The 25,981-nt window shown below is 45.1% G+C and carries 29 protein-coding genes; 10 read left to right on the top strand and 19 right to left on the bottom strand.

Annotation, left to right across the window (positions count from 1 at the left end; genetic code table 11):
• From N483_RS10750 to N483_RS10735, 4 genes are all read left to right on the top strand, one after another.
• Window positions 1-243 carry a hypothetical protein gene (locus N483_RS10750; protein WP_023401223.1) on the top strand — a complete coding sequence of 81 codons (243 nt, stop codon included), beginning with the start codon at window positions 1-3 and terminating at the stop codon, window positions 241-243.
• A gap of 38 nt (window positions 244-281) precedes the next feature.
• Complete coding sequence (locus N483_RS10745) at window positions 282-566, top strand: RebB family R body protein (RefSeq protein ID WP_023401222.1); 285 nt, start codon at window positions 282-284, stop codon at window positions 564-566.
• A gap of 92 nt (window positions 567-658) precedes the next feature.
• Window positions 659-838 (top strand): RebB family R body protein, encoded by a 180-nt coding sequence (locus tag N483_RS10740; RefSeq protein WP_023401221.1) that lies wholly within the window; start codon window positions 659-661, stop codon window positions 836-838.
• 6 nt (window positions 839-844) lie between these two features.
• Window positions 845-1,117 (top strand): RebB family R body protein, encoded by a 273-nt coding sequence (locus N483_RS10735; protein ID WP_023401220.1) that lies wholly within the window; start codon window positions 845-847, stop codon window positions 1,115-1,117.
• Here the strand turns inward: N483_RS10735 and N483_RS10730 are convergent.
• Together N483_RS10730 and N483_RS10725 are read right to left on the bottom strand one after the other, a co-directional pair.
• On the bottom strand, window positions 1,097-1,534 hold the full coding sequence (locus N483_RS10730; RefSeq protein WP_023401219.1) for a hypothetical protein: 438 nt from the start codon (window positions 1,532-1,534) through the stop codon (window positions 1,097-1,099). The two genes, N483_RS10735 and N483_RS10730, sit on opposite strands and share 21 nt — an antisense overlap.
• A gap of 87 nt (window positions 1,535-1,621) precedes the next feature.
• Entirely contained in the window at window positions 1,622-2,800 is a 1,179-nt protein-coding gene (locus N483_RS10725) for an MFS transporter (protein WP_023401218.1), read from the bottom strand.
• A 119-nt stretch (window positions 2,801-2,919) separates the two neighbouring features.
• Here N483_RS10725 and N483_RS10720 point away from each other — a divergent pair, with 119 nt between their 5' ends.
• Window positions 2,920-3,681: an AraC family transcriptional regulator gene (locus N483_RS10720; protein ID WP_231105446.1), complete on the top strand. Its 762-nt coding sequence runs from the start codon at window positions 2,920-2,922 to the stop codon at window positions 3,679-3,681.
• 9 nt (window positions 3,682-3,690) lie between these two features.
• On the opposite strand, the gene N483_RS10715 is transcribed toward N483_RS10720, so the two are convergent.
• On the bottom strand, window positions 3,691-4,827 hold the full coding sequence (locus N483_RS10715; RefSeq protein ID WP_155250804.1) for a hypothetical protein: 1,137 nt from the start codon (window positions 4,825-4,827) through the stop codon (window positions 3,691-3,693).
• Between the two features lie 210 nt (window positions 4,828-5,037).
• Between N483_RS10715 and N483_RS10710 the strand changes: the two genes are divergently transcribed.
• Window positions 5,038-7,416, top strand: coding sequence for a beta-N-acetylhexosaminidase (locus N483_RS10710; RefSeq protein ID WP_023401215.1), 2,379 nt, complete (start codon window positions 5,038-5,040; stop codon window positions 7,414-7,416).
• Here the strand turns inward: N483_RS10710 and N483_RS10705 are convergent.
• Window positions 7,413-8,384, bottom strand: a complete 972-nt coding sequence (locus N483_RS10705) for a DJ-1/PfpI family protein (protein WP_023401214.1) — start codon at window positions 8,382-8,384, stop codon at window positions 7,413-7,415. The genes N483_RS10710 and N483_RS10705 overlap by 4 nt on opposite strands.
• Complete coding sequence (locus N483_RS10700; RefSeq protein ID WP_023401213.1) at window positions 8,384-9,349, bottom strand: GlxA family transcriptional regulator; 966 nt, start codon at window positions 9,347-9,349, stop codon at window positions 8,384-8,386. Before N483_RS10700 ends, N483_RS10705 begins: the two co-directional genes overlap by 1 nt.
• A 424-nt stretch (window positions 9,350-9,773) precedes the next feature.
• On the opposite strand from N483_RS10700, the gene N483_RS10695 reads away from it, so the two are divergent.
• Window positions 9,774-11,090 carry a trypsin-like serine protease gene (locus N483_RS10695; RefSeq protein ID WP_023401212.1) on the top strand — a complete coding sequence of 439 codons (1,317 nt, stop codon included), beginning with the start codon at window positions 9,774-9,776 and terminating at the stop codon, window positions 11,088-11,090.
• Window positions 11,091-11,156: 66 nt separating this feature from the next.
• Here N483_RS10695 and N483_RS10690 read toward each other — a convergent pair whose 3' ends face one another.
• Both N483_RS10690 and N483_RS10685 read right to left on the bottom strand, forming a co-directional pair.
• Window positions 11,157-12,776 carry a glycosyl hydrolase family 18 protein gene (locus N483_RS10690; RefSeq protein ID WP_023401211.1) on the bottom strand — a complete coding sequence of 540 codons (1,620 nt, stop codon included), beginning with the start codon at window positions 12,774-12,776 and terminating at the stop codon, window positions 11,157-11,159.
• 289 nt (window positions 12,777-13,065) lie between these two features.
• Entirely contained in the window at window positions 13,066-13,377 is a 312-nt protein-coding gene (locus N483_RS10685) for a hypothetical protein (protein ID WP_023401210.1), read from the bottom strand.
• 261 nt (window positions 13,378-13,638) lie between these two features.
• On the opposite strand from N483_RS10685, the gene N483_RS10680 reads away from it, so the two are divergent.
• Entirely contained in the window at window positions 13,639-14,106 is a 468-nt protein-coding gene (locus tag N483_RS10680; RefSeq protein WP_023401209.1) for a hypothetical protein, read from the top strand.
• A 24-nt stretch (window positions 14,107-14,130) separates the two neighbouring features.
• Here the strand turns inward: N483_RS10680 and N483_RS10675 are convergent, their stop codons facing one another.
• Entirely contained in the window at window positions 14,131-14,931 is an 801-nt protein-coding gene (locus tag N483_RS10675; protein WP_023401208.1) for a substrate-binding periplasmic protein, read from the bottom strand.
• Between the two features lie 86 nt (window positions 14,932-15,017).
• Window positions 15,018-15,950 (bottom strand): class I SAM-dependent methyltransferase, encoded by a 933-nt coding sequence (locus N483_RS10670; protein ID WP_231105445.1) that lies wholly within the window; start codon window positions 15,948-15,950, stop codon window positions 15,018-15,020.
• A gap of 248 nt (window positions 15,951-16,198) precedes the next feature.
• On the opposite strand from N483_RS10670, the gene N483_RS26960 reads away from it, so the two are divergent.
• Both N483_RS26960 and N483_RS10665 read left to right on the top strand, forming a co-directional pair.
• On the top strand, window positions 16,199-16,345 hold the full coding sequence (locus N483_RS26960; RefSeq protein ID WP_023401206.1) for a hypothetical protein: 147 nt from the start codon (window positions 16,199-16,201) through the stop codon (window positions 16,343-16,345).
• Window positions 16,346-16,531: 186 nt separating this feature from the next.
• Window positions 16,532-17,185 (top strand): XRE family transcriptional regulator, encoded by a 654-nt coding sequence (locus tag N483_RS10665; RefSeq protein WP_023401205.1) that lies wholly within the window; start codon window positions 16,532-16,534, stop codon window positions 17,183-17,185.
• Between the two features lie 10 nt (window positions 17,186-17,195).
• Here N483_RS10665 and N483_RS10660 read toward each other — a convergent pair whose 3' ends face one another.
• The 10 genes from N483_RS10660 to N483_RS10615 form a co-directional block, all read right to left on the bottom strand.
• The gene (locus tag N483_RS10660) at window positions 17,196-17,771 is read right to left on the bottom strand and encodes a GNAT family N-acetyltransferase (protein WP_023401204.1); all 576 of its coding nucleotides are present in this window, start codon (window positions 17,769-17,771) and stop codon (window positions 17,196-17,198) included.
• A 119-nt stretch (window positions 17,772-17,890) separates the two neighbouring features.
• Window positions 17,891-19,081, bottom strand: a complete 1,191-nt coding sequence (locus N483_RS10655; RefSeq protein ID WP_023401202.1) for a hypothetical protein — start codon at window positions 19,079-19,081, stop codon at window positions 17,891-17,893.
• 80 nt (window positions 19,082-19,161) lie between these two features.
• Window positions 19,162-19,872 (bottom strand): hypothetical protein, encoded by a 711-nt coding sequence (locus N483_RS10650; protein ID WP_023401201.1) that lies wholly within the window; start codon window positions 19,870-19,872, stop codon window positions 19,162-19,164.
• A 71-nt stretch (window positions 19,873-19,943) separates the two neighbouring features.
• Complete coding sequence (locus N483_RS10645) at window positions 19,944-21,248, bottom strand: hypothetical protein (RefSeq protein WP_023401200.1); 1,305 nt, start codon at window positions 21,246-21,248, stop codon at window positions 19,944-19,946.
• Window positions 21,249-21,382: 134 nt separating this feature from the next.
• Window positions 21,383-21,697 carry a hypothetical protein gene (locus N483_RS10640; protein ID WP_023401199.1) on the bottom strand — a complete coding sequence of 105 codons (315 nt, stop codon included), beginning with the start codon at window positions 21,695-21,697 and terminating at the stop codon, window positions 21,383-21,385.
• 10 nt (window positions 21,698-21,707) lie between these two features.
• Window positions 21,708-22,148: a hypothetical protein gene (locus N483_RS10635; RefSeq protein ID WP_023401198.1), complete on the bottom strand. Its 441-nt coding sequence runs from the start codon at window positions 22,146-22,148 to the stop codon at window positions 21,708-21,710.
• 1 nt (window position 22,149) lies between these two features.
• On the bottom strand, window positions 22,150-23,133 hold the full coding sequence (locus tag N483_RS10630) for a hypothetical protein (RefSeq protein ID WP_023401197.1): 984 nt from the start codon (window positions 23,131-23,133) through the stop codon (window positions 22,150-22,152).
• Window positions 23,134-23,256: 123 nt separating this feature from the next.
• Window positions 23,257-24,360 (bottom strand): hypothetical protein, encoded by a 1,104-nt coding sequence (locus N483_RS10625; protein WP_023401196.1) that lies wholly within the window; start codon window positions 24,358-24,360, stop codon window positions 23,257-23,259.
• Between the two features lie 30 nt (window positions 24,361-24,390).
• Complete coding sequence (locus N483_RS10620; protein ID WP_023401195.1) at window positions 24,391-25,215, bottom strand: lamin tail domain-containing protein; 825 nt, start codon at window positions 25,213-25,215, stop codon at window positions 24,391-24,393.
• 10 nt (window positions 25,216-25,225) lie between these two features.
• Window positions 25,226-25,858: a glycoside hydrolase family 19 protein gene (locus tag N483_RS10615; RefSeq protein WP_023401194.1), complete on the bottom strand. Its 633-nt coding sequence runs from the start codon at window positions 25,856-25,858 to the stop codon at window positions 25,226-25,228.
• Window positions 25,859-25,981 lie beyond the last annotated feature (123 nt).

Below are 25,981 nucleotides of genomic sequence, written 5' to 3'. Positions count from 1 at the left end.
ATGACGTCACTTGCCAAATACAGTGCGCTCTATGAAGAGCATATGGCACAAATACAAGCACTCTCAGAAAAACAAGAGCAAGAAGTGGCTGATCTGCTTGCCGAAAATGACCAGCGTCTCGATGCGCTTGCACCATTTGCCCAAGCCGACTCGGTCAATCAAGAAGTATCCAAGCAATTGGAGGCCGTCGAAGAACAAATCAGCGACGCGCTAAGTGAAATAAATAGCCAACTCCTTGGCTAACAACCAGATCCATTATTAAACCTAAGAAGGAAACCGCAATGGCGACTAAAGACCCTACAGTCAATAAACAAATCACTGATTCAATCACCCAGGTCAATACCAAGGTGCTTGCCGATAACCCAGCAATGGCAATGGGTAACCTCTATGCTTCAATGGGGGCCGCACTCTCCAACGCAGGAAACAATGCGACCAATGCGCAACAGCAAGCAGCAATCACGGTTCAAGCGGCAACAATTCAAGGTGTAAATGCCTTGGGTGCCGTAGGTAGTGCTGTACTCGGACGTGCAGCTGCCGCCATTACAGAAAAAGATGATGGGCAGTAACACAGCCTCAACACAGAGGCAGTCACTGCCTCTGTAGACAAATACAGTCCACTTATTAGGCTACTCGCCTTAACTTTAAGAGGTCGATAATTATGTCAGACAAAAATGGCCCCAGTGTTGACGAAATCATTTCCCAACTGAGTGATTCTGCTTTAGCAGATACCGTCGGGTTGATGATGCAAAATGCAATCACAGCGCAACAAAGTGCGCAAACTTACACCTCAGCGTCAGTCTCATCTGCTTGCGCTCTCATCCTAGCGCAAGGTGGATAAACTGACATGGCTGACAAACCAGCAGCTTTGGTTAAGGCACAACAAGCGGTTGCACAGTCAACCTCGATGGCTGTACAGGATGCAACTGACAACCTGCGTAACTTGAGCACTATCACCACAACAGCCATAGGTGTGGCATTGTCGCAATTGCTTGCTACCGGTGATCCTAAATACGTTAAAGTCATAGAAGAGGCACAAAAAGCCATGACCAAAGGCACTGAGAACTTCTCTGAGGTTGGTACCAAAGCAGCTAAAATTTTAAAGGACTTTTCTCCTTAATGTATATCCGCCATACCAGCGCCTATTGAGATATCGGTAGCGATTGAATAATCGCGATTGCCTTCCTAGCACTTGCAAGCAAACCACGAGATGGTCCACGCAATTGTAAGTCGCAATGTTGTAACTGGCCGCATCAATATCATTGAGTTTTATAAATAGGCGCTCAACTCCTTGGCTCGATAACTTGCGATAAAGCCACTCTTTGGCAAGCAACTTCTGTGGCTTTGGCAATGGCTCTCGATTAAATCCATTGAAGCCAAACCCATAGGCATAACTAGACTGATCACAATTGTTTTTAAACACTAAACTGGCGTGGCGGTGGTATAAGGGATGTCTAACTGGCAATCCTAATTGGTCTGTTGCTTGACTGCGACGGATACAAGCATAAACAGAAAAGGTCAAAGGCTCAGATGTCATAATGCATACTCATAGTTTACTATCTCGTTAGACTATGAATATGCCGTGTTAAATGCTCGGTAACTTAAACGCTGATTGGCTGCGAATTTACGAGCTTTGCGAGGCGTTTAGTTTGCGCAAGTGTGGTGAAATAAACTGACTCAACAATAAAGAGCAAGCCGCAAGTGCTGCGCCAAAATAAAATACCAAAGACTGATCATACAGCCAAACCACACCAAAACTCGCCGGGATCACCACAGCCGCAATATGATTGATGGTGAAGCTTACGCCCGCAGTGGCTGCAATGTCTTCTGGCCGTGCAATTTTTTGAAAATACGTTTTCAAAGCTATCGCCATGGCAAAGAAAATATGATCAACCACATACAGCATGGCCGCGACCTGTGCCGACTCAACCAAAGCATATCCGATAAAGACCACAATTAACCCAGTGTATTCAACGGTCAGTGCTTTTTGCTCACCAATACGTCCAATCCAGCTACCTATCTTGGGAGCCAAGAAAATGTTGATCACGTGATTAAGCATGTACAACGCAGTAATTTGTGCGACATCATAGCCAAACTTTTCAACCATTAAAAAGCCTGCAAATACCATGAATATTTGCCGACGAGCGCCAGAGAAAAACACCAGTAAATAATACAAACTGTATTCTTTGCGCAGAATCAGCTTTTTATTTTGTCCTGCCGCAGCAATAAACTGAGGGTGGGTCGAGGCCATAAATATCGTCACAATTAACCCCATACCACCTATCAATAAATACATCCACATATAGTCGGTTTGCAGCCAGCTAAATCCCACCCAGATAATTGCAAATGTCGCCAGTGAAGCCATAGACTTAATCGACAACAATTTGCCTAACTTTTCTGCTGCTTCATCTTTTTTAAACCACTGCAAACTGAGGGATTGATTTAAGGTTTCGAAATAGTGAAATCCTATCGACATCAACACTGTCGTAGCGTACAGGCCATAAATCGTTGGAAAAAACCCTGTGATGGCAACACCAATAGACAGCAGACACAAGCTTACAACCGCAAAGGTCTGCTCTTTTAATACCAGTAATATAAATACCGCGGTGAAAGCTAAAAAGCCGGGGATTTCTCGTAGTGATTGCAATATCCCCATATTGGCGCCAGTAAAGTCTGCTGCCTCAACAGCAAAATTATTCAGCATTGCAGTCCAGCCGGCAAATGTCATCGCCATTACACAGGTTGCTAAGACTAAAAAGCTCATCGGAGAAGGTGTAAACCGCAAGAATGATTGTTTTTCCATTTACTTTCCTAAGCACATTGAGTGAAACGCCTGGCTAGTATATGCTCAATTTTTACTGGCCTAAATCCAAAAATATGACAGAAAACTTATCTAAACAGACAAATAATTCTTGGGTGAGTGTGAAATCTCGCTTTAAGCGTAGCCAACTGGGCAAGCCCGTATTTCCGCGTGCCACGACTATGCCACAGTGGGAACATGTTGAAGAACATAGTCATCCCTGGGGACAGTTGACGTATATTAGTGATGGTGTCATGACCATTTTTACACCCCAAGGCAGCTTTGTGATCCCGCCTCAGCAAGCCCTTTGGATCCCCCCTCATGTTGGCCATGAACTCTATTGCCGGTACGGGGGGCACTTTCGCAGTGTTTACATTGACCAAAAATACCAAAACCTGCTTGGTGATCAGGCCAAATCACTGGTAGTCAGCGATTTATTAAAAGCCTTAATCTTGGAAATATGCACATGGCCTGACGACTATATCCTCGATGACAAAACCCAACGTTTTATCGATGTTTTTATCGATCGCTTGGAGCAAGCGCCCACCAGTGACTTTTTTATTCCACGGGCACAAGATACACGCCTTCACCCTATTGTTGCTGAGCTTTATGCCAACCCCGGGAGTCCAGTCACATTAGAGCAGTGGGGAAAGCGCGTCGGCGCATCCAGCCGTACGCTCAACCGTTTATTTCATAAAAACTTTGCGATGAGCTTTAGTCAGTGGAAGCAAAAGCTTCGGGCATTGCGCGCCGTAGAAATGCTCAACGCTGGACAATCTCAACAAATGATTGCCCAGCAATTGGGGTTTGAATCGAGCAGCGCGTTTAACACTGCATTTAAAAAAGTGTTTGGGGTCCCTCCCAAACAATACACCAAAGCGTAACCAATTTGGTTACCAGTGCACCACCATACGCAGCGTTACCACTTCCTGCCAATTAGCCACTAACTGCGGCGCTGCCTCAAGGGGAGATTCAGTATTCACGACACCATCGTGCCATTGGTGAGAAAGCGTTGTGTGTAAGTTTTCCGACCAATGATACTGAACATAACACTCTGCCATACGTGTTATCCTTGAGACATTGTCTCGCGATTGGTTAGATAGGTAGCTCAGCCCGGATGCAAAAACAAAGTCATGATATTGATACTGTGCAACCGCGCTGGCGAAGAGGCTTTTGTCACTTTCGAAGTTGTCTTCGGTATGCTCGTAGCTGATACTTTGGCTCAGGCGCCCGTGCAGTTTAAACGCACCTCGTTGCGTGTACCAAGCACCATAGGTACCGTATCTTTTAGTATCACTATTGTGCCAACTGCCTAAGGTAAGCAAGATGCCATTGGCCAGCTTCTTTTGCCCTTCCAATGCTATGAATACGCCTTCTGAGCCATCAATTTGAGCGAATGTGTCGGCATAGTTACCCTGATTATCAGCCAACCCCTTAGCGTTTGACAGCAGGGCACGCCACTGCCAGTCACCCTTGGGGATGGTGCCTTGATAACGTATCGCAGGCGCATAATCCGGAAAGTCGATAGAGGGATTGTTGACAAATCCAGCAGCGAGAAATTGACCAACCTCATCGTTGGCTATCTCATTGGTATCCAACAACATGCTTACTTCGGCCAGCCCGACCATCACCTCGCGGTGCTGTTCAGCAAAACGATACCGCCAGTACAAAGATGACAATTGGGTCCTACTGGTTTCATCACTATCTAACGTCGTCCCCGCGTCTTCATTGGTATTCTCAAGCCATGCAGATACCCCATCAGCAGGTTGGTTTCGATTGTGTTCCAGCCATAAAAAGACACTGTGTTGGTCCTGATGTATGGTTGTTTCCAAATCGATTGAGTACAGAGTTTCACTGTCGACGTCAATGTTTTCACTGCCCTCAGAAACAAACTTCTGAGTGGGCAGTACCTGTTCGCTCAGCAACGCAGAGCCTTCAAATTCGACTTGGCGTTGCTGCGCATGTGCGGTATGCCAAACCATGCTAAACACAACCAACACGATCCCCAGTTTGCTGCCTACTATCGTCACTTTAATCACCCATATTGTTAGCCTCTATTTTGTGGTTACAAACTAACAGTGGCTGTCACCTGATACTGAGCCAAAGTAACGCAATACCATGGTAAACGCCGGATACAAGATTAATGAATCTCACCTAGGTGTATGTTTTTATGACGGACTTTGATAACGTAAACGTATAAAATTTCACCACATCTACGCCAAAGTAAACAAGGAATGGAAATGATACGCTTAGTAATGCTGTTAATTGGATTATGCTGCTTACCCGTCTGGGCTGCCCAGCCTAACGTCAACCTCATGCCCTATCCAAGCAGCATTCAATTAGGTTCAGGCTCCTTAGATACCACTTCCCCACTGCGTGTGTATTTGCCAAATCTTGCGCCATCGCAATCCCACTACCTCAAACAACAGTTACGAAATACGTTTGAAAATGTTCGCTTTAGTGAATCAATTTTAAGGGCAAATATTATTTTTGATGTCACGGACTCTACACCAATACATCCCAGCCTACATCAAGATGAAAGCTATCAATTAAACATCTCACCCTCTCAGATCAGAATCAAGGCAGCAAACTATTGGGGACTGAATTATGGGCTACAAACTTTAAGACAGCTGGCATATCAATATCCAAACCAACTACCCTCCTTGCACATAGACGATCAACCTCGATTTGCTTGGCGAGGCCTGATGATAGACAGCGCACGTCACTTTATTCCTATCAACGCCATCAAACGTCAATTGGATGGTATGGTGTCCGCCAAGCTCAATGTTTTACACTGGCACCTGACAGACGATCAGGGCTGGCGCTTTGCCAGTCAACACTACCCCAAATTGCAGCAACATGCTGCTGATGGTCAATATTATACCCACAAAGACATGGCTGATATCGTGGCATATGCGGCGCAGCGAGGGATCCGCGTAGTCCCCGAAATAGACTTACCTGGTCATGCGTCTGCACTCGCGGTTGCCTACCCAGAATTGATGGCACATCCCGGCCCGTACAAAATGGAAAGAGGTTGGGGTGTATTTAAGCCTTTACTCGACCCGAGCAACTCTGAGGTATACACCTTCATAAAACACATCATTTCTGAACTGGCTGCCACTTTTCCCGATCCCTATGTGCACATTGGTGGGGACGAAGTAAAACCGGATCATTGGCGCGACAGTCAAGCTGTGCAGGAATATATGCAACTGCACACACTCTCCTCACCGGCGCAGCTACACAATCATTTTAACCTTAAAGTGCAATCCTTACTCAGCGTGCACAATAAAGTGCTGATGGGATGGGATGAAATATTTCAACCCGAGCTCAACAAGTCTGTAGTGATCCAATCTTGGCGCGGATTCGACTCACTCACCCGACTCACCAATGCCGGCCATATGGGCGTTTTATCGGCAGGCTTTTACGTCGATCAACCCCAGTATACCAGCTACCATTATCGCAACGACCCGCTGCCTCAAAAGCGCATCACACTTGAGCACACAGCCTCAATGCAACAGGGGCAAGCTTGGCAGTTTTCAATTACTCGACTAAAGGGCAGCCCTGTCACGGGACATTTTGTCTTATCACCTGATAAACGTGCAAAATACCTCGGCTACATTGTAATAGATGGTAGAAAAGTCATTGAGATTGAAGGCCTTGAAGAGTCTACACAGATGATACGATTTAATATCGACACCTGGATGGGCCCGCTGCGTATCAGCCTAACAAAAAACCAGCCTTCACAAAGCCAAATATTAGTGGGCAATACCCCGTATACACACCAAATACGCCCCTTATCTCAAGTGCCCAAGCTAGCTCCCTCCAACTTTGCCAGTGCGCCTATGGACAGCGCAAAAACGCGAGTTTTAGGCGCTGAGGCAACCATTTGGGGCGAGCTCGTTATGCCGTACAATCTCGATTTGCGGCTCTGGCCGAGACTGTTTGCCATCGCCGAACGTCTATGGTCCCCTGTTAATCAGCAAAGCGAAACCAGTATGTATCAGCGTTTGGCAAAGTTAGACAAATTTGCCACTCACCGCCTTGGACTAAAACACCAATCTCAGCACTTACATGGACTTGCCACACTTAGTGGCCAAGGCGATATTGACGCACTCAAACGTTTTAGCCAGTTGATCGAACAAGCACAATATTACACTCGACATCATGTTAAGTATCAAAATGGACAATACCACCAGCAAGCACCGCTGGATGCACTAGTCGATTTTTTACCAGCTGAAAGCAGCTACTTGCGCCAATGGCACATTCGTCTAGCGTCGCAAGATAAAACTGCACTTTATGCAAAGTTAATGGCACAGTATCAACTTTGGCTAAACGACATTCCTAAGCTCAAAAGCACTTTTTCACAATCGAGTAAACTTGCCGAGCAACATGCCTTGCTCAGCCAGCATCAAAGTAGTCTTGAACTCGGGATCCGAGTCATTCAATACTGTACGGGTGCAACGCAAATAGTCGATCTACATGCCCTCCGAGCGCAGATCTGGCAGCACACTCTGCGTCATGGAGAATTGATCTTAGCTGTCAATCACTTGACCGAAGCAATTTTGGATGGCTGCATCACACAAGATGAGCAGCCAAAACAGAGTAAGAATGTGGGTTAGATCTGGCGATTAAGAGTGAGCTGAGTGGAAAATTGTGTGCCCTGCAGATGGGATACGCTGACATGCAACAGCCATTGCTGCTCACCCAACTGCTTTGACCAAGCTAACGTATTATCACTGCTCACAGCTTGCCAGCCGGCGTTTTTCATTTGTTGGTCAAGCCAGCTCGATAAGCGAGATGGCTGCTTTACACCGACATCAAAAACATGACCTTGAAACCAGTTTTGCTCATCGCCATAGTGAAACGTTTTTGCCATTAAGGTCACTCCAGTAGGAAGCGTATCGAACTCAGGAAGAACGCGATCTGCCATTTTACCTCTGATATAACCGCCACTTGGCACCCAATCGTATTCAATTTTTGCCGCCACAGTGCGCGCAGAGCGCATCCCATTGACTTTCGCAACTAAGGATAACGCACCGTCAATACCCGAAGATAGCCCAGCTGTCGTCAGTACTTTACCATTGTCGGTAAACTTTTTATCCCTTGCTAGTTTCACCGCTGGATATTGCCTTGCAAAACTATCAAATGCTTTTTCTATGGTCGTCGCATACAACCCATCGAGCAGACCGGTATTGGCGAGAATAAACGCGCCATTACACACTGACATAACATAATGCGCGGACTGACTTTGCGCCATAATCCAGTTTTGAATCACGGGATCTTCGATTAAACGGCCATTAATACTGCCTCCTGGGATCAAAACAGCGTCAAACTTCATCGCAGGCTCGAGGCGCTGATCCGGCGTCACTTTTAAGCCCATGGCAGTCGTGATCTCGGCGCCGTCTTTACTTACCGTGGTCAGGCGAAAACCTGCCTGACCAAACACTTCAACAGGACCTACAAAGTCGATGGCTTGAGCCCCATCAAACAATAAAATACCGACATGAAACGCATCGGGATCCTTAGAATGCGCGTTTACCTTCATACAACACAAACACATCAACCACATCATTATTCTTTTTTTCATTACTTAGCCTCTAAGGTAAAATTTTCTCTAAATTGCGTCGGGTTGACGCTATATGCTTGGGTAAACTTTCGCGACAATAGCGGGGGCGATCCAAACCCCGTCATAACACTGATCTGCGCAACCGATAAGTTTGTTGTGCACAGCAAGTTTTTCGCTTTTTCCAGTCGAACTTGCTGTACAAAGCGCATTGGAGAAAGCCCCATTTTGTCGGTGAATATACGGCGAAAATGCCGAGGGCTCAGGGACGCTTGCTCCGCCAAGAGCTCTACCGAGAGCGGTTTATCTATGTTGTCTTGAATAAAATCGATGGCACCTTGAAAACGCTGAGACAAGGTTTGTTGTGCGCTGAGTAAACTGGAATACTGACGCTGATCGCCACTGCGCCTTATATACATCACCATATATTGCGCCACTTGTTGCGCCATCGCGGCGCCGTGATCTTGCGCAATGATACTAAGTGATAAATCAATACCAGCCGTTAGTCCTCCAGAAGAATACACTTCTTCACTTTGCACAAATAACTTCTCTGACTCTACGGTGACATGCGGAAATTGGGTCGCCAATTGTTCCGTAAAATTCCAGTGGGTAGACAAAGTCAATGTACGCTCAGGAAACAGCGCCGCAACAATAAAAGCCCCGGTGCAGATGCTCACAATACGTTTGCTGCTTGCTGCAACTCGTTGCAGATGCGCCATTACACTTGGGTTATGTATGACTTTTTGACAGCCTCGGCCACCAATAATAACCAACATGTCGAGTGCATCACACTCCGCTATCGTGTCATCGGCTAATGTCTGCAAACCACTTTCGGAGCGCACAGGCAAGGCATCAGCAGACAGTGTCATCAATTTGTAAGCTTCACGGGGCGCGAGCAGCTCATTCACCGTCGCAAACGCATCGAGTGGCCCAGCCAAATCTACTGTTTGAAATTCGTCATAAATGAAAAAACCAACTACTTGTGACATAAAATACCTCCTAAGCCATGAGCATAGCTTATTGCTTAGATGTCCTTAAGGACTTTGAGATATCTAAAAAGGACAAGTATTTACTTGTTCAGATCCAGTTGCCGCGTATCGGCGGTGTATATCATCTTGGTGTTTAAACACACTATTACAGCTAACAAAGCAGTTGTTCTTGATTGCCAAATCGCGCTAATTGTCTGGCAATTTGTTACATTTTCACGTAAAAACAGCGCCCAAAAAGTAAACAGAGCTTTACATGATTATTGGTTCCAATTAGCCACCCCTCAACAAAAGACGCTATATTTCAATAGACTATAAAAAATAACAGCCAACTTATTGAAATCATTTCAATCACATTTTTTATACATTTTGCAACATTTAGTTGTATCTTAAATTTTGTCTAACAAGTGAACAACATAGGTACAACATGAAAGGAACAACACACTCAATCAAACGCGCAGTGCGACACACCTTGCTGGCCGCAACGGTCGTGGCCAGCTTACCAGCACTGGCTTTGGACGATGTCACACCTAATATTGTCGGCGGCATGCCTGCAAATACGGCAGACTGGCCATTTTATACTCAAATTCTGAGATCAAATGGCACCACTGCATTTTGTGGTGGTAGTTATATTGGTGACGGCTATGTATTGACTGCGGCGCACTGTGTTCGCAACCGTACAGCAAGCGAGTTAAACGTTAAAGTCGCAGGGTTTATTCTTGGCGGCAATGACGGTGACCGCATCGCCGTTGAGCAGATCCATATGCACCCACACTACAATAACCAAACCTTGCATAACGATATTGCAGTTTTAAAACTCACCCGAGTGCCAACACAAGGCGCTAGCGTTACGCTCGCTCAATCATCAATTGACTATTATGCGCGTGAAGGCGATTTACTTTCAGTTGCAGGGTTAGGTCGTTTGCAAGAAGGTGGCACTCGCCCTACCAACCTCTATGAAGTAGATGTGCCACTGGTGTCTGATGCTGTTTGTCGTCAAACAGGTGGACACTATAGCAATGTCGGTGCAACTGAGTTTTGTGCAGGTTACCCGCAAGGCCAAAAGGATTCATGTAGCGGTGACAGTGGCGGTCCTATCGTCATTCAATCAGGTGGTCAGACCGTTCAGCTTGGTATTGTGAGCTGGGGTGTCGGCTGTGCGCGTCCAGACAATTATGGTGTATATGCAGATGTAGCCGTATTTGATCAGTGGATAGAGTCTGTGAAATCAGGCACAGCACCGGTTCAAGTTGGCTACCAAGAGCAAACTACACTGGCTGATTTTGTTGTTGGCGATACTGTCCGTCATACATTTACAATCACTAATACAGGCAGCCCAACCTTCACCTTTAATCAGCTCAACGTAGCTGCGCTTGGTGTGACCAGTAACTTAGTAACTACTGTGGATAACTGCTCGGCTAGTACACTAACACAAAATCAAAACTGTAAAGTCAGTGTTGAATTCAGTGCCGCCAAGCCTGGGCTTGCGCAGACCACACTGACTTTTAAAGTAGATGGCAGTACAACAACTTATGTTGCACGTGTTTTTGCAACGGCGACCGACGGTTCAAATGTGTGTGAAGGTACTTGGGATGCAGGTACTGTGTATGTCAGACCCAACCGCGTGACCTATCGAGGCTCTGAATATGAAGCTCGCTATTGGACTCGTGGTGATATTCCAAGTGAGTCAGGTCTGTATGGCCCTTGGAAGTTGATTGGCAACGATCCAACATGTGTAAAGTAAACAATTAAACATCATGACAAACAAAGCCGTGCATCTGGGTGCACGGCTTTTTTCACATCTTAAAATCTAAAACTGGCAAACAAATTGCCAACTGCCATCACTGCCTGGTACCGAACGCGTCCACCAATTTGCCTGATAGACAGCTTGTTGATATCGAACTCGCTGATCAGCTGCTGCGTGATCACCATTAGGCCAATTGGGGTGCGCAACATATTGGCTTGGATCTACTTGAATATCAGCACATTGTGTTGGCTTGTCTGGACCACCCGTACCATCACACTGATAACTCGGCGCCAGTCCTTGGGCAACTTCCCACTTTGCCGTCAATAAAGATGTGGCTCCTTGACTGTCATGGGAGAGTTCCCAATTCATAATGCCACCAGCCTGATCGAGCGCCAACTGGGTTTTTGCTCGTATGGTCGGAATGCCGTTGTAATAAGATGTCCCATCGCTATCACGACAGGCATTGGCGGGGTCTTGTGCAACCAAAGTGCGGTAAGCCTGCCAAGTTGGACGAGAGTAAAAGGGCACACCCAAGACGGTTTTTTCTTTACTCAGCCCTCTACCTTGCCAATATGCAATTGAGTCGAGCGCATATTGAAAACTGGCATGATCGGCATTGTTTGCGTCATATGCCATCAAATTGAGAAAATCGACATCTTGGAATACAGACTCCAATACCCCACCGCCAGTGTACCCAAGCGCAACAACAGCCGCAGTTAAAAACTTACCTTTTGCCTTGAGCTCAACATTGAGTTCTTTCATTAACAGTGCAAAGTTCGTTGCTGAACTGCCTGGATCAGGATATTCCCAGTCCATGTCCACACCGTCTAGCTGATGGAGTTCAACAAACGCCATCAGGTTGCGAATAAATGTCGCGCGGCCTTGAGCTGTGCTCGCAAAGGTTTCAAATGCGCTGTCATCACCACCATTCCAGCCACCAACGGCAATACCCACTTTAACACCCGACGCATGCGCTGCACTCACCAATTGCTGCATTTTGGCGAGGTTTTCTAACGGCTGTAACGAACCGTCTGCATTGGGTAATAAAAATGAATAATTGATATGGGTGAGCTTATCAAATTGAATGTCCGCTACCTGCCCTTGCCAGCTGGGGAAGTAGCCCACGATTTTAAACCCACTTGGCGGCACAATCACATCATCAGCCACCACTGTGATGGTGCGGTTACCAGAACTCGCACGCCCACCGACCTCATCAACGACTTCAGCTGAAACCGTGTGCTCTCCGAGCCCACTCGCCGTCCAAGTTACCTCATATGGTGCAACATCATCTGTCGCTATCACGGCTCCGTCCACACGAAAATCAACATACTTGATCGGGACGTCCATCGGGTGAGAAGCCGTTGCTTTTATGGTCACTGGAGATGCAATAATATGACGACTTTGGTCCAACGGCGCGTCGAGTGCAACAATCGGCAAAGGCGTGCCAATTGGGTCGCAGATCCCTTCTTTACGCCACACATTTTCTGGTTCAGAGTACAGAGCTGGATCCTGATTTTGTGTCCACCATTTTGCAGTATACTTTGCGGTTAAATGCTGAACTTCCATCCCTCCTGTATACACTTGGTTTGGCTGCCAGTCATTTAATTGCGTACAGTCCAATGCCAAAGTCGGTGCACTGAGCATACCCAGTGCAGCCATGACTGCTAATCTTGTTGTTTTCATACCTTTATTTCCATGTTGTTAGCCAGCGTGTGACGGCGAGCTTTGGCTGGCTGTTATCCAATTGTAAACCCGCCCATGCCCAGACTAACAAACTGTACAAAAATCACCCACAACATATCACTCTATAAACTTGAAAGATTGTAATGTTTACTTTCTTTCAAAGCAGATCAGGACACAGTCAGTGTACTTTCTCGCACCTTGTGGCCATCAATTGCCTTCAATTTACATTTCATACTCATCGGTTTAGTGCTAATTTGGCATTGATTTTTGCTTCGACATTTGCACTCAATCAAATGCGATATTTTTCAGCTAATTTCAAGCCAAAGTTTGCCAACACCATTAAACCTATCAACCAGCGGTACCATTGCGGTAGGTGTGCTAGCAATGCAAACCCTTGCACAATGTACTCCGCTGCAAATGGAATAAACAGCAAGATGCAAGGCATCAGTAAAACAATGTGCAACCAATCTACTGCAGGAGTAGATTTGGCCTGTTCGAGGTGTGTTATTTTCGCGTTCACCTTGGCATTGCGAATACGCTTGTGGTTGTGTAGTGACTCAAGCGCAAAGTCATATAACAGAGAGAGAAACCGGCTTTGCATTATGTGTTGCTCCTTACATCAAACTCCTTGCTGAATTCCAATGGTCATAGCGATAAACAATTAAACAACGCTTCGTGTTCAGCATTAAAAATCTTTACTAGTGTACGCTGCTGCTCGCTCCTAAAATCGGGTAATACACAGAAAAAATCGGTGAATCTGCGTATTTTTACGATTGCCAAATGATTATAAAATGAGCGATTTCATACCAAATTAGCGCACTATAACGAACGGTTACCCAATATTGAACAAGGAGAAATCAATATGAATAAATCACTTATTAAACCGCTGTTGTTGCTATGGAGCCTGTCAATCTTATTGGTCACGCACGGCACACTCGCCAATAACCAATCAGGCAATATCAAGGTATTTTCTTTATCTGTATTTTCGCCAGACGAAATTGCCCCCATCGATGCCAAGCCTGTTGAAGTGGGTGAGGGCTATCGTTATCGCTATAACCCTGAATCACATAACTTCGATCCACAACAAACTCAACGTGAAATCGTCTTTGAATTTGCTGCCGAGCTAGATGAACGCTATGAATTCCGCTGGATCACAGCAGATCAACCGCAACATGTTAGCCTAGTTGATAAACAAAGTGACAAAATAACGGTGGCGTTAGATGATGGAGAGATCGCACCGCTGACCTATTTCGAGGTGTGGGTCTATGACACACAAACTGGTGAGGTATTTATGTGCGATCCAGTTATTGTCATTCGCCGACCAAAGTAAAATCCAGAATTTCGGCGACAGCATTTAATCAGGCGAGGGCTGTTGCTTCCTATATTGTTCTACAAGATTTTGAATTGAAGGTCGAAGAGCAACAATGGCTTGATCTATGTATCGCCTTTGAGCTGGCGTGAATTTATCTTTGCGCAATAGAAAGTGTACTTCGTTGTCATGTACAGGATAGGCCCAAATATAAATGGGCTTATTGCTGTATTTTTGAGTGAGGTAGTTACCGACAATCTCATCTTCAATAATAAAGTCGACACGCTCTTTTGCCAGCAGTTCTATACGCCTTTGGATAGTTGAAATACCGATAAATTGATTGCCAAAACGTTCATTGTTGGCAAGCGATTTGATCTCTTCACCATAATAAGAGCCAATGCTCAAGCCAATGGTGGTCTCAGCGCTGAGCAAAGCCCTCAAAGAGTATACAGAATCAGGGGGTTTTAAAGAAAACAGTCGCATCCGCTCGGTGCGATACGGCAGCGTAAACAGCCCCCACTGTTTGCGCTTAAAGGTGTAACTGACCATCAACACCACGTCGACGACCCCTTTAGTGAGCTGCGCAAAACTGCGAGCTGCGGAAGGAAGACGAACAAACTCAATGCAGATCCCAGCTTGCTTGAACACCATTTTGGCTATTTCAATATCTAGCCCTTCGGCGACGCCAGCCTCTGAAACGCTGGTCAATGGTGGCCACCCAGCAACCACACCGACTTTTGCCTCTGCCGAGCATAATGAAGATGTTACGGGCGCAGTAGGTTTTGAAGCAACCACCTGCCCACTGCTCACCAACATACCAAAAAGAGCAACACCAAATATATGCACAGCAACCTGCATTCCACATAAACATGTATTAAGTGTAGCCGCTAATTCACACCTTACTTATTCTCGCAACTTAGCAATAAAACAGCTTAACTTTGTTTGTTAAACACCAAACACTTCAACCCACCTTGTGGATCAATATCGTTAAACTCAATTGGGTTTTCAAGGCGCTCAACAAACGTCATGCTCGGTGCTTCACGATGCATTTCGTCAATTAAAAACTGGCTCTGTACAGCCGGGTCATTCACACATGCTAAAACCGTTGCACCTGAGTTAAGCAGCTCTGGTAGGCGGCGCAAAATACGCTGGTAGTCTTTGGTTAGTGCAAAACTGCCTTTTTGAAACGTGGGGGGATCTATGATGACCAAATCGTAGGGACCCATTTTGCGAAGCTTTCCCCACGATTTAAATAAGTCATGACCTAAAAAGGAGATATTCTCCAGGCTATGGCCGTTTAACTGATGATTGCGCCGGCCTTGTTTTAACGCAGCTTTGGCCATATCAAGATTGACGACTTGCTTTGCACCACCTGCGATCGCAGCGACGGAAAATCCACAGGTATAGGCAAACAGGTTTAATACTTTTTTGTTGTCACTGTGCGCTTTAACCCACGCCCGGCCATTGCACATATCAAAAAACAAACCGCTATTTTGCTTTTTACCAAGCGACAGCTCAAACTTCAGTCCATTCTCCATCACTTCCAGTTGCTCTGAAAGCGTGCCATATAGCACTTCTACTGAGTTATCGGTGCGATATCTATGTTGAATAAAAATGCATGTCACAGCCTGCTGCGCCAAAGACGTTTGCATAAACGCGTGCAGACAACCGCGCAATGCTGCCATCCATGCTTCATCGTGCTCTTTAAATACGGTACACATGATCTGACCTGACAGCCAATCAATGGTCAATTGTTCTAGTGATGGGTAACAACGTCCTCGGCCATGAAAAAGACGAGTAACTTCACTGGGCGGCACAGTTAAGTGTGAGAAAACCTGTTGTACAGGTGAAAAATCAAAATGCATAGCCAACATCGATAGATTAAAACAACAAAGTGTAATTGTACTCGACTGAGCTCGATTGCCAATCAGAAATGACCCCACGCTAAAATAGAAACCACATAATTAACATCTATTTACAATATGGATAAGTTAATATAGATTACTCTTTGTGCAATGAAGCACGAAATAATAACACCTCATTTAGTTTATAAAATTAAAAATACGCAATGAGCTAAATTGAGAATCCAAAATAAAAAACAGGAATTTTAATCATGCAACTCAAACTATCGAAAAAGTCTGTTAAATCTCTTTCAGTACAACGTCCAATCGATGCAAAACAAACTCCACATATTGCAGGTGGAAATTTAGGTACTTGGACCTGTGCAGGTTCTAAACCTTGCCAAGATAAGTTCGAATAACAGCGTATCTGAACAAAAGGCGACAACGTTCGCCTTTTGTTAATGTATATACTTTCTAAACCGCCACGCTCGTCTTTTCACACCAAAAGCTGAAAAACCAACTCTCCCACTTATTTTTGCTGTACACCAAGAGGTGGCACGCGTACCCTTGCGCTTTCATCATTTTTTGAAGCTGAGAGCAAGTCCATGAGTACAGCATTTTCACGTCGCTTTGTGACCCTTGTTGAGCAATTTGCAGGCGGTAACAAGCGCCAGTTTGCCGAACTAACTGGCAAGTCGCCATCCCATATTTACCGAATTTGCCAAGGGCTTGGCCGTCCTTCGATGACGTATCTTGAGCATCTATATAGCTTATTTTCAGTAGACTTAAACTGGTTACTTACAGGCGTACAAGCCGCTGATGCACCTGCTCAACATAGTCAAGACGACTTGCTAGTAGTGCCTAAACTTGATGTTGAAGCCAGTGCAGGATTCGGTGCTGTTAATGGTCAAGAAGATATCACCGAACAATTTGCACTCAACAAACGTTGGCTACAGTCACAATTAGGTGTGCACAGTGAGCGCTTGGCTTTTGTGTCTGTGCGTGGTGACAGTATGCAGCCGACCTTAGAGCATGGTGACATGGTGCTGGTTGATTTAAGCCAACAGCAGCCCAGCAAGGCTGGCGTCTATATTATTCAAACTCAAGACGGATTGATGGCAAAAAGATTACAGCAAAAATCAGATCATATCGCTGTGATCAGTGACAACCAAGACTATCCCAGCTGGCAAATAAATTCACAAAACGCGGAGCAACACGGTGTTGCAGGCAGAATTGTGTGGTGCGGACGCAGCTTATAGGCAATGACCCTTAGGCAGCACCTTTGCTGCCTAGCCTCTCATTGAGCGCGAGATGATAGCTACGTATTGCCGTATCGACACTGTGCGCCTGATGAAAACCTAAGCGACATAGTAACGTTTGAGATTTCACATTCTCTACGTACACATTGGCAACGACTTTATTGATCCCTTGTTGCGCCATCTCCATGAATAACTGCTTAAGCGCCCAAGTCATCACGCCTCTCCCTCGGAAAGACTCCGTTAGCCAGTAACTGAGCTCGGCAATATCTGCTGAACCGATGTAACTGAGTCGGCCAAAAGCGAGCCCACCAATCAACCCAGCAGCCTTGTGGCGTATCGCATAACGGCATTGATGCTGACTGCCGCAACCCAATACGAAACGTCGAGCACAGCGAATATCACCCAACGCATCAATTCCTAAATTATGGCAAGTTTGTTCCGATACTTTGCATAAAGCTGCCTCAGCATCCTCACTGTAAATGGGAGTCAAACAAAAAGGCCAACTCTGTTGTAGCTCAACGTCACAGGCAGATGTATGTAAACCAAACCCACTATGCAAAGCCAGCGGAGACATCGCTACAACCATAAATCAACCAATGCGCGAAAGCTGGGAGAAAGAGCGTATAGGGTCAATAGAATCAACCACACAATCACCATCAAATCGAGTAAACGCATTGTATTATTCCCTCTAAATTATCTCTGGCGTTAACGCCACATATCGTGATTACCTATAGACTGGCCAGTATTGAATGCACTTAACTCATGCTGACACAACTGCCTTGATAACCAATCGCAATGATAGGCCGCCGCCTTGTTAAACTTAAACCACTCTGATTGTTTAAACCCGGTGATATCATGGATCCAGCCTCGTTCGCTCACAGCACCTGCTGCCAGCGCCAGATCCAAAAGGTGGGTTTCGCGCAATGAAATTCCGTGTAGGAACACACTATGCAATTCATCTTCAGGAATATTTTGAGCAACTAATCGAGCCCAGCTCTGCTCTATATCAATATTACCTGAGTGCAGTTTGGGCTTTTGCAAAAGCATCGCGACCTGACGAATTGCCCGTACGACATAAGCAGGCAGGTGGCTGTCATGCCAATTACCAATGTGCTTAAGCGGAATTCGTTTATACCAACAGTGTATTGCGTAACAACTGGCACGAAAGGCAGCGATGTAGGCGAGGCTTCGATCACGGCTACCTTGCCAAGTATTTTGATAGACATGTAATCGACAACCAAACAGCGGCAGTAAAAACCCCTTTATTTGGCTGTCGTAATGACTTTTATAAATCACATCATTGAGCATTTTCCGAGCCAATGCACTATCTACCGCCGAATTGAGTCTAGTTGGCACATTCCACTTGTCACCGCTGTGCTCATTGGGTGTTTCTTGATCTTGTTGCGCTTGCGGATCCGGGTGTGCAGCAACCTGAGGGGCATATAAATTGGCTTTTTTGGCCAAGCGCTGACTAAAATGCCTTTTAAACTCGCCTCCTTGCTGCCAATCAATATCGGTCAGCGGATTGTAATAACAACGTGTGATCAAGCCATTCTGGCACACCAATTTGGGCTTTTTCAGCACCATTAAATCCGTATTATGATATTGAGGTTGCGTAGCGATATCCCTCTTATCAGCATCCTCTGTCATTTCTAATAAGGCTGGCAATGATTGGAAGGCTAAATTGCAACAATACCTTCCCAATCGACTCTCATCATCGGCTGTCAGAACGGGAGTGAATCGGTAACCTTGATAATAAAGGGGAGCAGATATCTCTTGCCGTGTCTGGCGTGATGCCGCATGCGTAAAATATGCCAATGATTGCGCTTGCTGAGCAGGTAACCCCATGGTCAAGGCAGCTAAAAAGGTGCCGTAATAGTGAAAGGTCGGGTCCATAAAAAGGCACTCCTTTGATCAAACAACGCCCTTTCGATCAATCAATAAGCTTGATCAAAAGTGCGTATTTATTTAAGCGATTACTCTGTATCTTGGTGGGTTAGTGCGTGTGTTTGATTACCGAGGCTATGCAATGTCTCGACAAAACGGTTGAGTATCTGATCAGCAGCTTCTTGATCGATTGCTGGCTCACCAATATAAGCATCAATGTCATCTCTAATATGACCACCGATCAAATTGTCTTTAGAGCGCTGTGTCACAATGGCATTGATAGCTTGGCAAAAAGCTGAAGCTTCTGTTTTACAATAAATGCGATGCTGCTGGGCGATTTGCTCACCCTGCTCATATCGAGGCGCACTATAAGCGACTGTGTGCGGCTGGACTTTTGGGTCTCCGCCGACCAATGAATCACATGAAAATAACACGAAATCTGTCGAGCGATGTTTATCCATGACGTCATTGCACATGGGTAAATCACCTTCAACCCCAAGGTTGTAATCACAAAATAGAATATCGACCCCTTTGAGTAAACTCGATACCATGGTGTTGAAACCCTGTTGTACTGACGGTGGGATCTCATCGCCTTCCGGTAACATACTAAATGCTCTAGAATGCACTGTGTATGCTTCTTTCCATTTTGCTAATAACTCAGGCGTATCTTTGCCATCTTTATCTTTGTACGCAATCTTGTAGCCATTATCGAATTTTTCTTCTACATCAAGTTGATCTGATAACAGCGCAATTTTACGTCCATCACTTGCAACGCACGAACGAAATACGAGGTTGGTCATACCATTCTGCTCCATAGTTTTGGTTATGTTGTTAGGCCTATCCTACTGGCCTCATCAAACGAAAAATTGGGCTAATCAGGTAAACACTGCTGCGAATGTATGAACTCCAATAACGAGGCTTCTAACAAAGGGTGCCAAGCCTGCTGAGCGGCCAAATATTCTAATTCCAACTTGTGTTGAAAAGCATTTGGCAACGAAAACAGCACCACTTGGCTAGATTGTTGCCAATCTATGTGACCATCTCTGCAAACTGGGTAGGTGCGATTTTTCCCATTCCCCAGGTCCGATTCGTAGAGGTGAACAGCATTATTTTGATATTGCAGTAGCCACAAAGGCGCATTTGAACTTTGCGCATGGTCGCGATGTATCTGAGTAATTTCCGCTAGAGATCCACATAGATACTGATGATAAGACACTGCCAATATGGGAAGAAGACGCTTCATCAGTTTTGCCAGACTGATATCACCATGTTGCAACTGCGTACAGCTGGATATGAATTGCCTTATGGTGATTTTTTGAACAGGTATTTGCTGGTAAGGTTTGCATATCTCAGCCAATCTATTCAGGGGTAAGCCTGCAACCCACTGCGCAAGAGCTACAGGGCTCTGATACCAACTCGCAAACTCATTTAACGTTAAACCTAGCACTTGCAAGTGCCCAGAGATCAGCTCAGCTATGTGTGACCGTGTCGTGTAACGATTTGTTTGATGACCACCAAAACGGGCTGGCAAATCTGTCAATTGTGGCGCTTTGACTCCTTGGCGTGTTTTAGGCGGATCAAATGTATTAAGTTGCGGCTGATTTAAAAAATAACTTTCATCACAATATGCGTCGTTGAATTGACCTAGTTTAGCAGTAATATCTTGCTCAACTGGTACAGAACACGCAATTATAGAATCTTGCCCTAGCCCACTCTTTTTCTCACCCTGCTTGTGCGGAATTTGCGCCACTTGAGCTTGCGCAGGTTCCTCAAGCAACTCAGGTGACGATTCAACAGGGGTCATTATCGCCACTTCGTCGGGTAAACCTTGCAGCATCACAGGCACTTGCTGTAAGTAAAAAATATAAGGGTTTTGTCCAGGTTCAAATAGCGCCAAGGGCGCTTCATCCAATATTTCACTATGTTGCTCATCAACTTGCAAAGAAGATGACTCGCGAGAGTCGCTAATCACTTTATCTAGCTCTGCTCCTAAATGCGCTATAGGCTCCGTTGTTGCCGATTCGGTAGCCCCGCCTTCAACAACCTCATTCGATAGTTGCTTTTGTACTGCTTGGGGCTCTGCATGCGGTGCTTTTACCGTTAAGGGGTAGTAATAATTGTAGGGCTTAAATACTCGGACACGGCGCCAACGTATACGTTTTTTACCTTTACTCATCACCTATCTCCATTTTAAATAGTATGAGCTTAAAGGTATTGTGTAGTCGCTAATCGGTCTCTTCTCGTATTCTGTCAGTCATAACAACCATATTGATCACGGGTGCATCCTTGCACCCAAGCTTAAGAAAAAGCTTATACAGCCTTGGTGACGGTACCAATCAGTGTATTTACAAAGCCGTTGACCGCTTTTTGAATAGCAGCTTTACCGGCTATTTCAATACTGATTAATTCAGCCTCAATAACCAAGCTTTCCCTTTTCATTTCTTCGGCAAACTCTGTTTCACTGATCTCCCCTTGCAATAACGCATTGCTCAACTGTGTTAGGCTCTCCTGCTTTTGCGCGACAATTTTTGCGAGGCCATCAGCAATCTCTCCGCCTGACTCTCCTAACTCACCAGTTGCCTGACTAACTGCACTCTGTAACGTTGATGCTATATTGAGTCCCATTTAAATTCTCCTATGGTGCCTTACTTTTTTCGCCGCGGATCATTGCCAGCAGTACCCGCTGGTATTCAGAGCGACGACGCTTGATAATAAAATCTGAAATACTGTTTTGATCTTGATGCGCTTTGCGCCCTTGTTGCCACAGTTGCAGCAGAATTTCCACTTGCTTTGTGGTCAGTTCATTAAGTGCTCGTACCTTTTGACGCTGAAGCAATGCATTCACTTCTACTTCAATATTGAGATAGCTACTTGCATAGTGTGAATACTGCCTCTTTGGCACATCAACATGTTGCATATGTAGATAAAACCCATCTATTTTTTGCATGAGTTTCATCATTTGCTGTTGAGAAGCGCGATCGTAATCAGATACCAAGTTCAATGAGCAGCCCGAAGCCAAACTAAGGGCCAGTATCACTGCAATGGCGCTAATCATCTTGATGGTGGCTTTAAGCATCTCACCTCTCCTCATGCGCATTCATAATTTCATTTAGGTAATCAGCCAACAATTGCTGCACCTTGCTGTTGGGCATATTTGGCTCCAATGCCAGCCGGCTTTGAATGGCAACTATGCCTTGGCTCCACAACGTCAGTTGCTCCAGCTCTTGCTTTCTAAATTGATTTTCTAAATTTTGCTTAAGCACTTGTGGGTCATCTGGCACCGTAGGTGAAATAAAAGACTGTACGGTTTCAACAATGCGATCGAGAATTTTATAGACTAAGTTAGCGGAAAACCCACCGACCAAGGCCATGGTTATCCTAAGCGCAGCATGGCTAACAGGCGCACCACCAGTTTCACTCGATGCCGCATTTGCAACGGCATCCAAATTGACCGGGATCAGCTGAGTTAAAATAATCCCAGCGATTAAGCCAACCACAAACCTGACCCAATATGAGCTTTCAAACTTGGGGTCATAAACCCCAGCGGTTACGTAACTATTCGCCTTAAATAAGGCTGCAAATGACGCCCCTATCGCGGCTGACGCCAACAGGATCGCTTGCACATACAATAACCGAGTGCCCTCCATATCAAACATGCTAGCGACCATATTTTCATTGTTAATATAACTAGACAAACTCAGTGCGATTAAAGCGACCAAAGATATGATCGCTACTAGCATCATTTTTCTGATCAGCGGCACTCGGCCTAAAAATAACAACCAACTTCCTTTTTTAGTTTCTTCAGACATTAACCAAATGGTTTCTGGTTTAGCGGGGGCAACTAAGTCTGTAAGGCGATTATGTACCTGAGTTAACACTTTGGCTTCTATCTTACTTTCATCCTGAGCATGCATCTGCTCCAACTTAACCATAATGGACTCTGGTACCTTAATACCTTTGTGAAAAGAAAATTCTGCCATTGCCTGACACTGTGAAAGCACAGTGCTAAACCCATGCTTGCTCACCTGTACTTGCGGATGTTCTTGAAACTCCGATTCCATTTTTTTCTCCTGTATCTAAGTCCACCAAACAGTACACAAAGCACATCAGCGATAATCGGGTTAAGTCATGACAAACAGTGACGAAAGCACGAAGTTTTCTTACACTCTTCCATGTTCGAGTAGTTAGCCATTGCCACTACCCTGAATTGATTTACCTTTTGAGCCGTCATTGGCAGCCATTGCACCGCGTAACTTGTCGATAATTTGGTCCATGATCGCAAATAGCACATCAACGTTGTAGCCCATTAAAAATGCCATTGCCATTGGCGACAAAGAGGCTAACCCAGAGAGCTCTTGAGGGTTTAAGAACCAACCGATGATCATTCCACCCAGCGCGCCTAATGTAAGCCGTAAACGGTAGCGGATCTCACTATCAGTCGTAAATGTGATGGCTCGGATCTCGCGCAGTAAATCTCGTAGGACAAAAATAAAAGCCCCTAACAATCCGTACAACAAAGGCAGAACATACCCCTGTAATACTTCCAAAACAGATTGTGCAAACAGCATATTCTCAAATAACTGCAACCGTGCTGTTAGACGAGTTTGTGCCAAATTTAAATTGTCTAACGCATTCGCATCAGCCTGTGCACGCTCCAATCTACGTAGCTCTACATTGAGCTTTTCCTGACTGTATGGCGGAATCTCACTACCAAAGCTGAATCCCATCAACCAGATACGGTTCCATACTTTCAATAAGTTATAATTTGCATCAAGGCGCTGCCCGACTTCTTCGTATTTACTTTGTATTTGTTTAAACTCTTTGCTGTTTGGCTCTTCGCTATCTAACTTGAGATGCCATTCATTACGAGATTCGTACAAGTCTTTTAAGTCATGTGCTAGAGCATGACCAAATAGGTAATAAACCTGGACAAACAGCAAGCAAATTAACGCCACCAATGTATAGCGACGATACCAAGCAACTGCTTTCTCGGCCTGACTCGGTTTGTCATTGTCACTGCGAGAGATAGCTCGAATACTTTCCATTGATACAGGCGCTACCGCTTTGGCCAATTGATCATAACTGTGTAAAAAGTGAGCTTCATCTTGTGCGTTCCACTGCTTTTTTTGCAGTTTGTATTTTGCATCTATCATTACTTGCGCTAAATCAGGATCTAGGCTGACCTGACCATCTTTGGCCATATAAGCAACCAATTGCTGACCATCTTGAATCACTTGAGCAATGTCCGACGAAACTTCAATCGTGTTCGTTTGTTTTTTATTTAGCATGATTATTTGGGGGGCCGTGCCCCCTTTATTTCACCAGTGATATTCACTGACGCACTGCTGGCGATAGTCATTTATCGCAGCGTGGCCACCTTGGTTGGACCATAATGCTTTACCGCTTTCAAAATTATGACCGCCCGTGCTTGGATGATATTGATTTGTATATATGCGAATAATACCTGCGGGTTTGAGTAGGGCACCGTCGTGAAAAGCAAATAGCTGCCCTTTGTCTCCGGTCAGCTGCCACCCGGTTAAATCGATAGTTGCACTGCCATTATTGGCAATTTCTACAAATTCATCCCCTTCTTTTTTTGCCTCTAGACCATCAAAATTGACTTGGCTTATTTGCACATCCTCATGCGCTGCATCGCCATATAACCAGGTAGAAATCACCGCGCCATCTTTGTCTTTTAATTCCGCCTTGTCCCCTTGGTTATTCCAAATAGGTGCTTTGCTTTCAAAACTGAGTGCACTGCCTGGATGAGTTTCAATTCGAAGTATCTCTTTTGGGTATATCAAGGTATCTTTAGCGAATGTGAAATCTTGACCTTTGTCTCCAGCATTTAAGCTCCACCCACTTAAATCAATGATCGCGGGCCCAATGTTTTTAATTTCTATATATTCATCGCGGTAGTTCAGCGCACTTATTTGTATTTGATGTGGCGCTAGCAACTCGTAGCATGTGTGCCACCAAATATGCATAACAGATAATTCGTGAGGTGCCTTACCACTTTGCTTCCAACTCTTTGCAGTGTCACTCACCATCTTTTCAATCCGTGGCCAACATACTTCCTCACCTTTAAGGGCGCTAAAGTGGCTACTGAGTTCTATAAGTGACATTTTACTAATTGCGTCCATTCTCTTTTCCTTAAGCAATATTTAAAAACTGTTTCGCGCGATTTAAAAATGCAGCCCTGTCGTCAAGACCATGGGTCCCGCCGTTGATGCGCTTAGTAATGGTCAATAAGTCATCTTGATCAGCGTATTGGTTGAGTTTTCGACTATCCCAGTAATAACAAGCTGTTTTCACTGTCAGCGTTGGATCTGCAACCACGAGCTCGGGATCGTTGACCAAATCTATTGCAAGTGCATCACCACAGCGATGATAATTGTCCTTACCTGTAAGCTGGATCAGTCCTCGACCGCGATACTTCCAGCCATCCCCCGATGTTTCATCACCATTGCCCATGCGATTGGCATAAACACGATTAGCTATTTTTTCTGGTTTACGCGCGTAGGCTTGCGCTTCCTCTTCAGTGGGAAAGTACTTGCCAAATATTGCTTTTAACGCCTTATCGCTATAGTTAAGGTTTTCGCTTTCATAACGAAAACTGCCACTTTCATGGGCTATTTGGGCAATAAAATGCGCTGCACGTAGGGGTGTATTAACTTCAAATTGCGGCAGTACTTCATTCAATGCATCAATATATTTTTCAATATCCTCAGCCTTCGCGCTAGGTACAATACCGACAAGTTGATCATGGGTAATTGAGAATGCCATGTGTTTTGCTCTTTGTTATATGAAGTAGCAATATCATGACAAATCTCTTATTCACCAACTGAGAGAAAGTTATGGTTAACACAGGCAATATCGCCAATTAATGAGTTCAGGATGACATCGTGC

The organism is Pseudoalteromonas luteoviolacea NCIMB 1944 (genome assembly GCF_001625565.1).
GTDB classification, from domain to species: domain Bacteria; phylum Pseudomonadota; class Gammaproteobacteria; order Enterobacterales; family Alteromonadaceae; genus Pseudoalteromonas; species Pseudoalteromonas luteoviolacea_F.
This window is presented reverse-complemented; position numbering and strand designations above follow the sequence as displayed.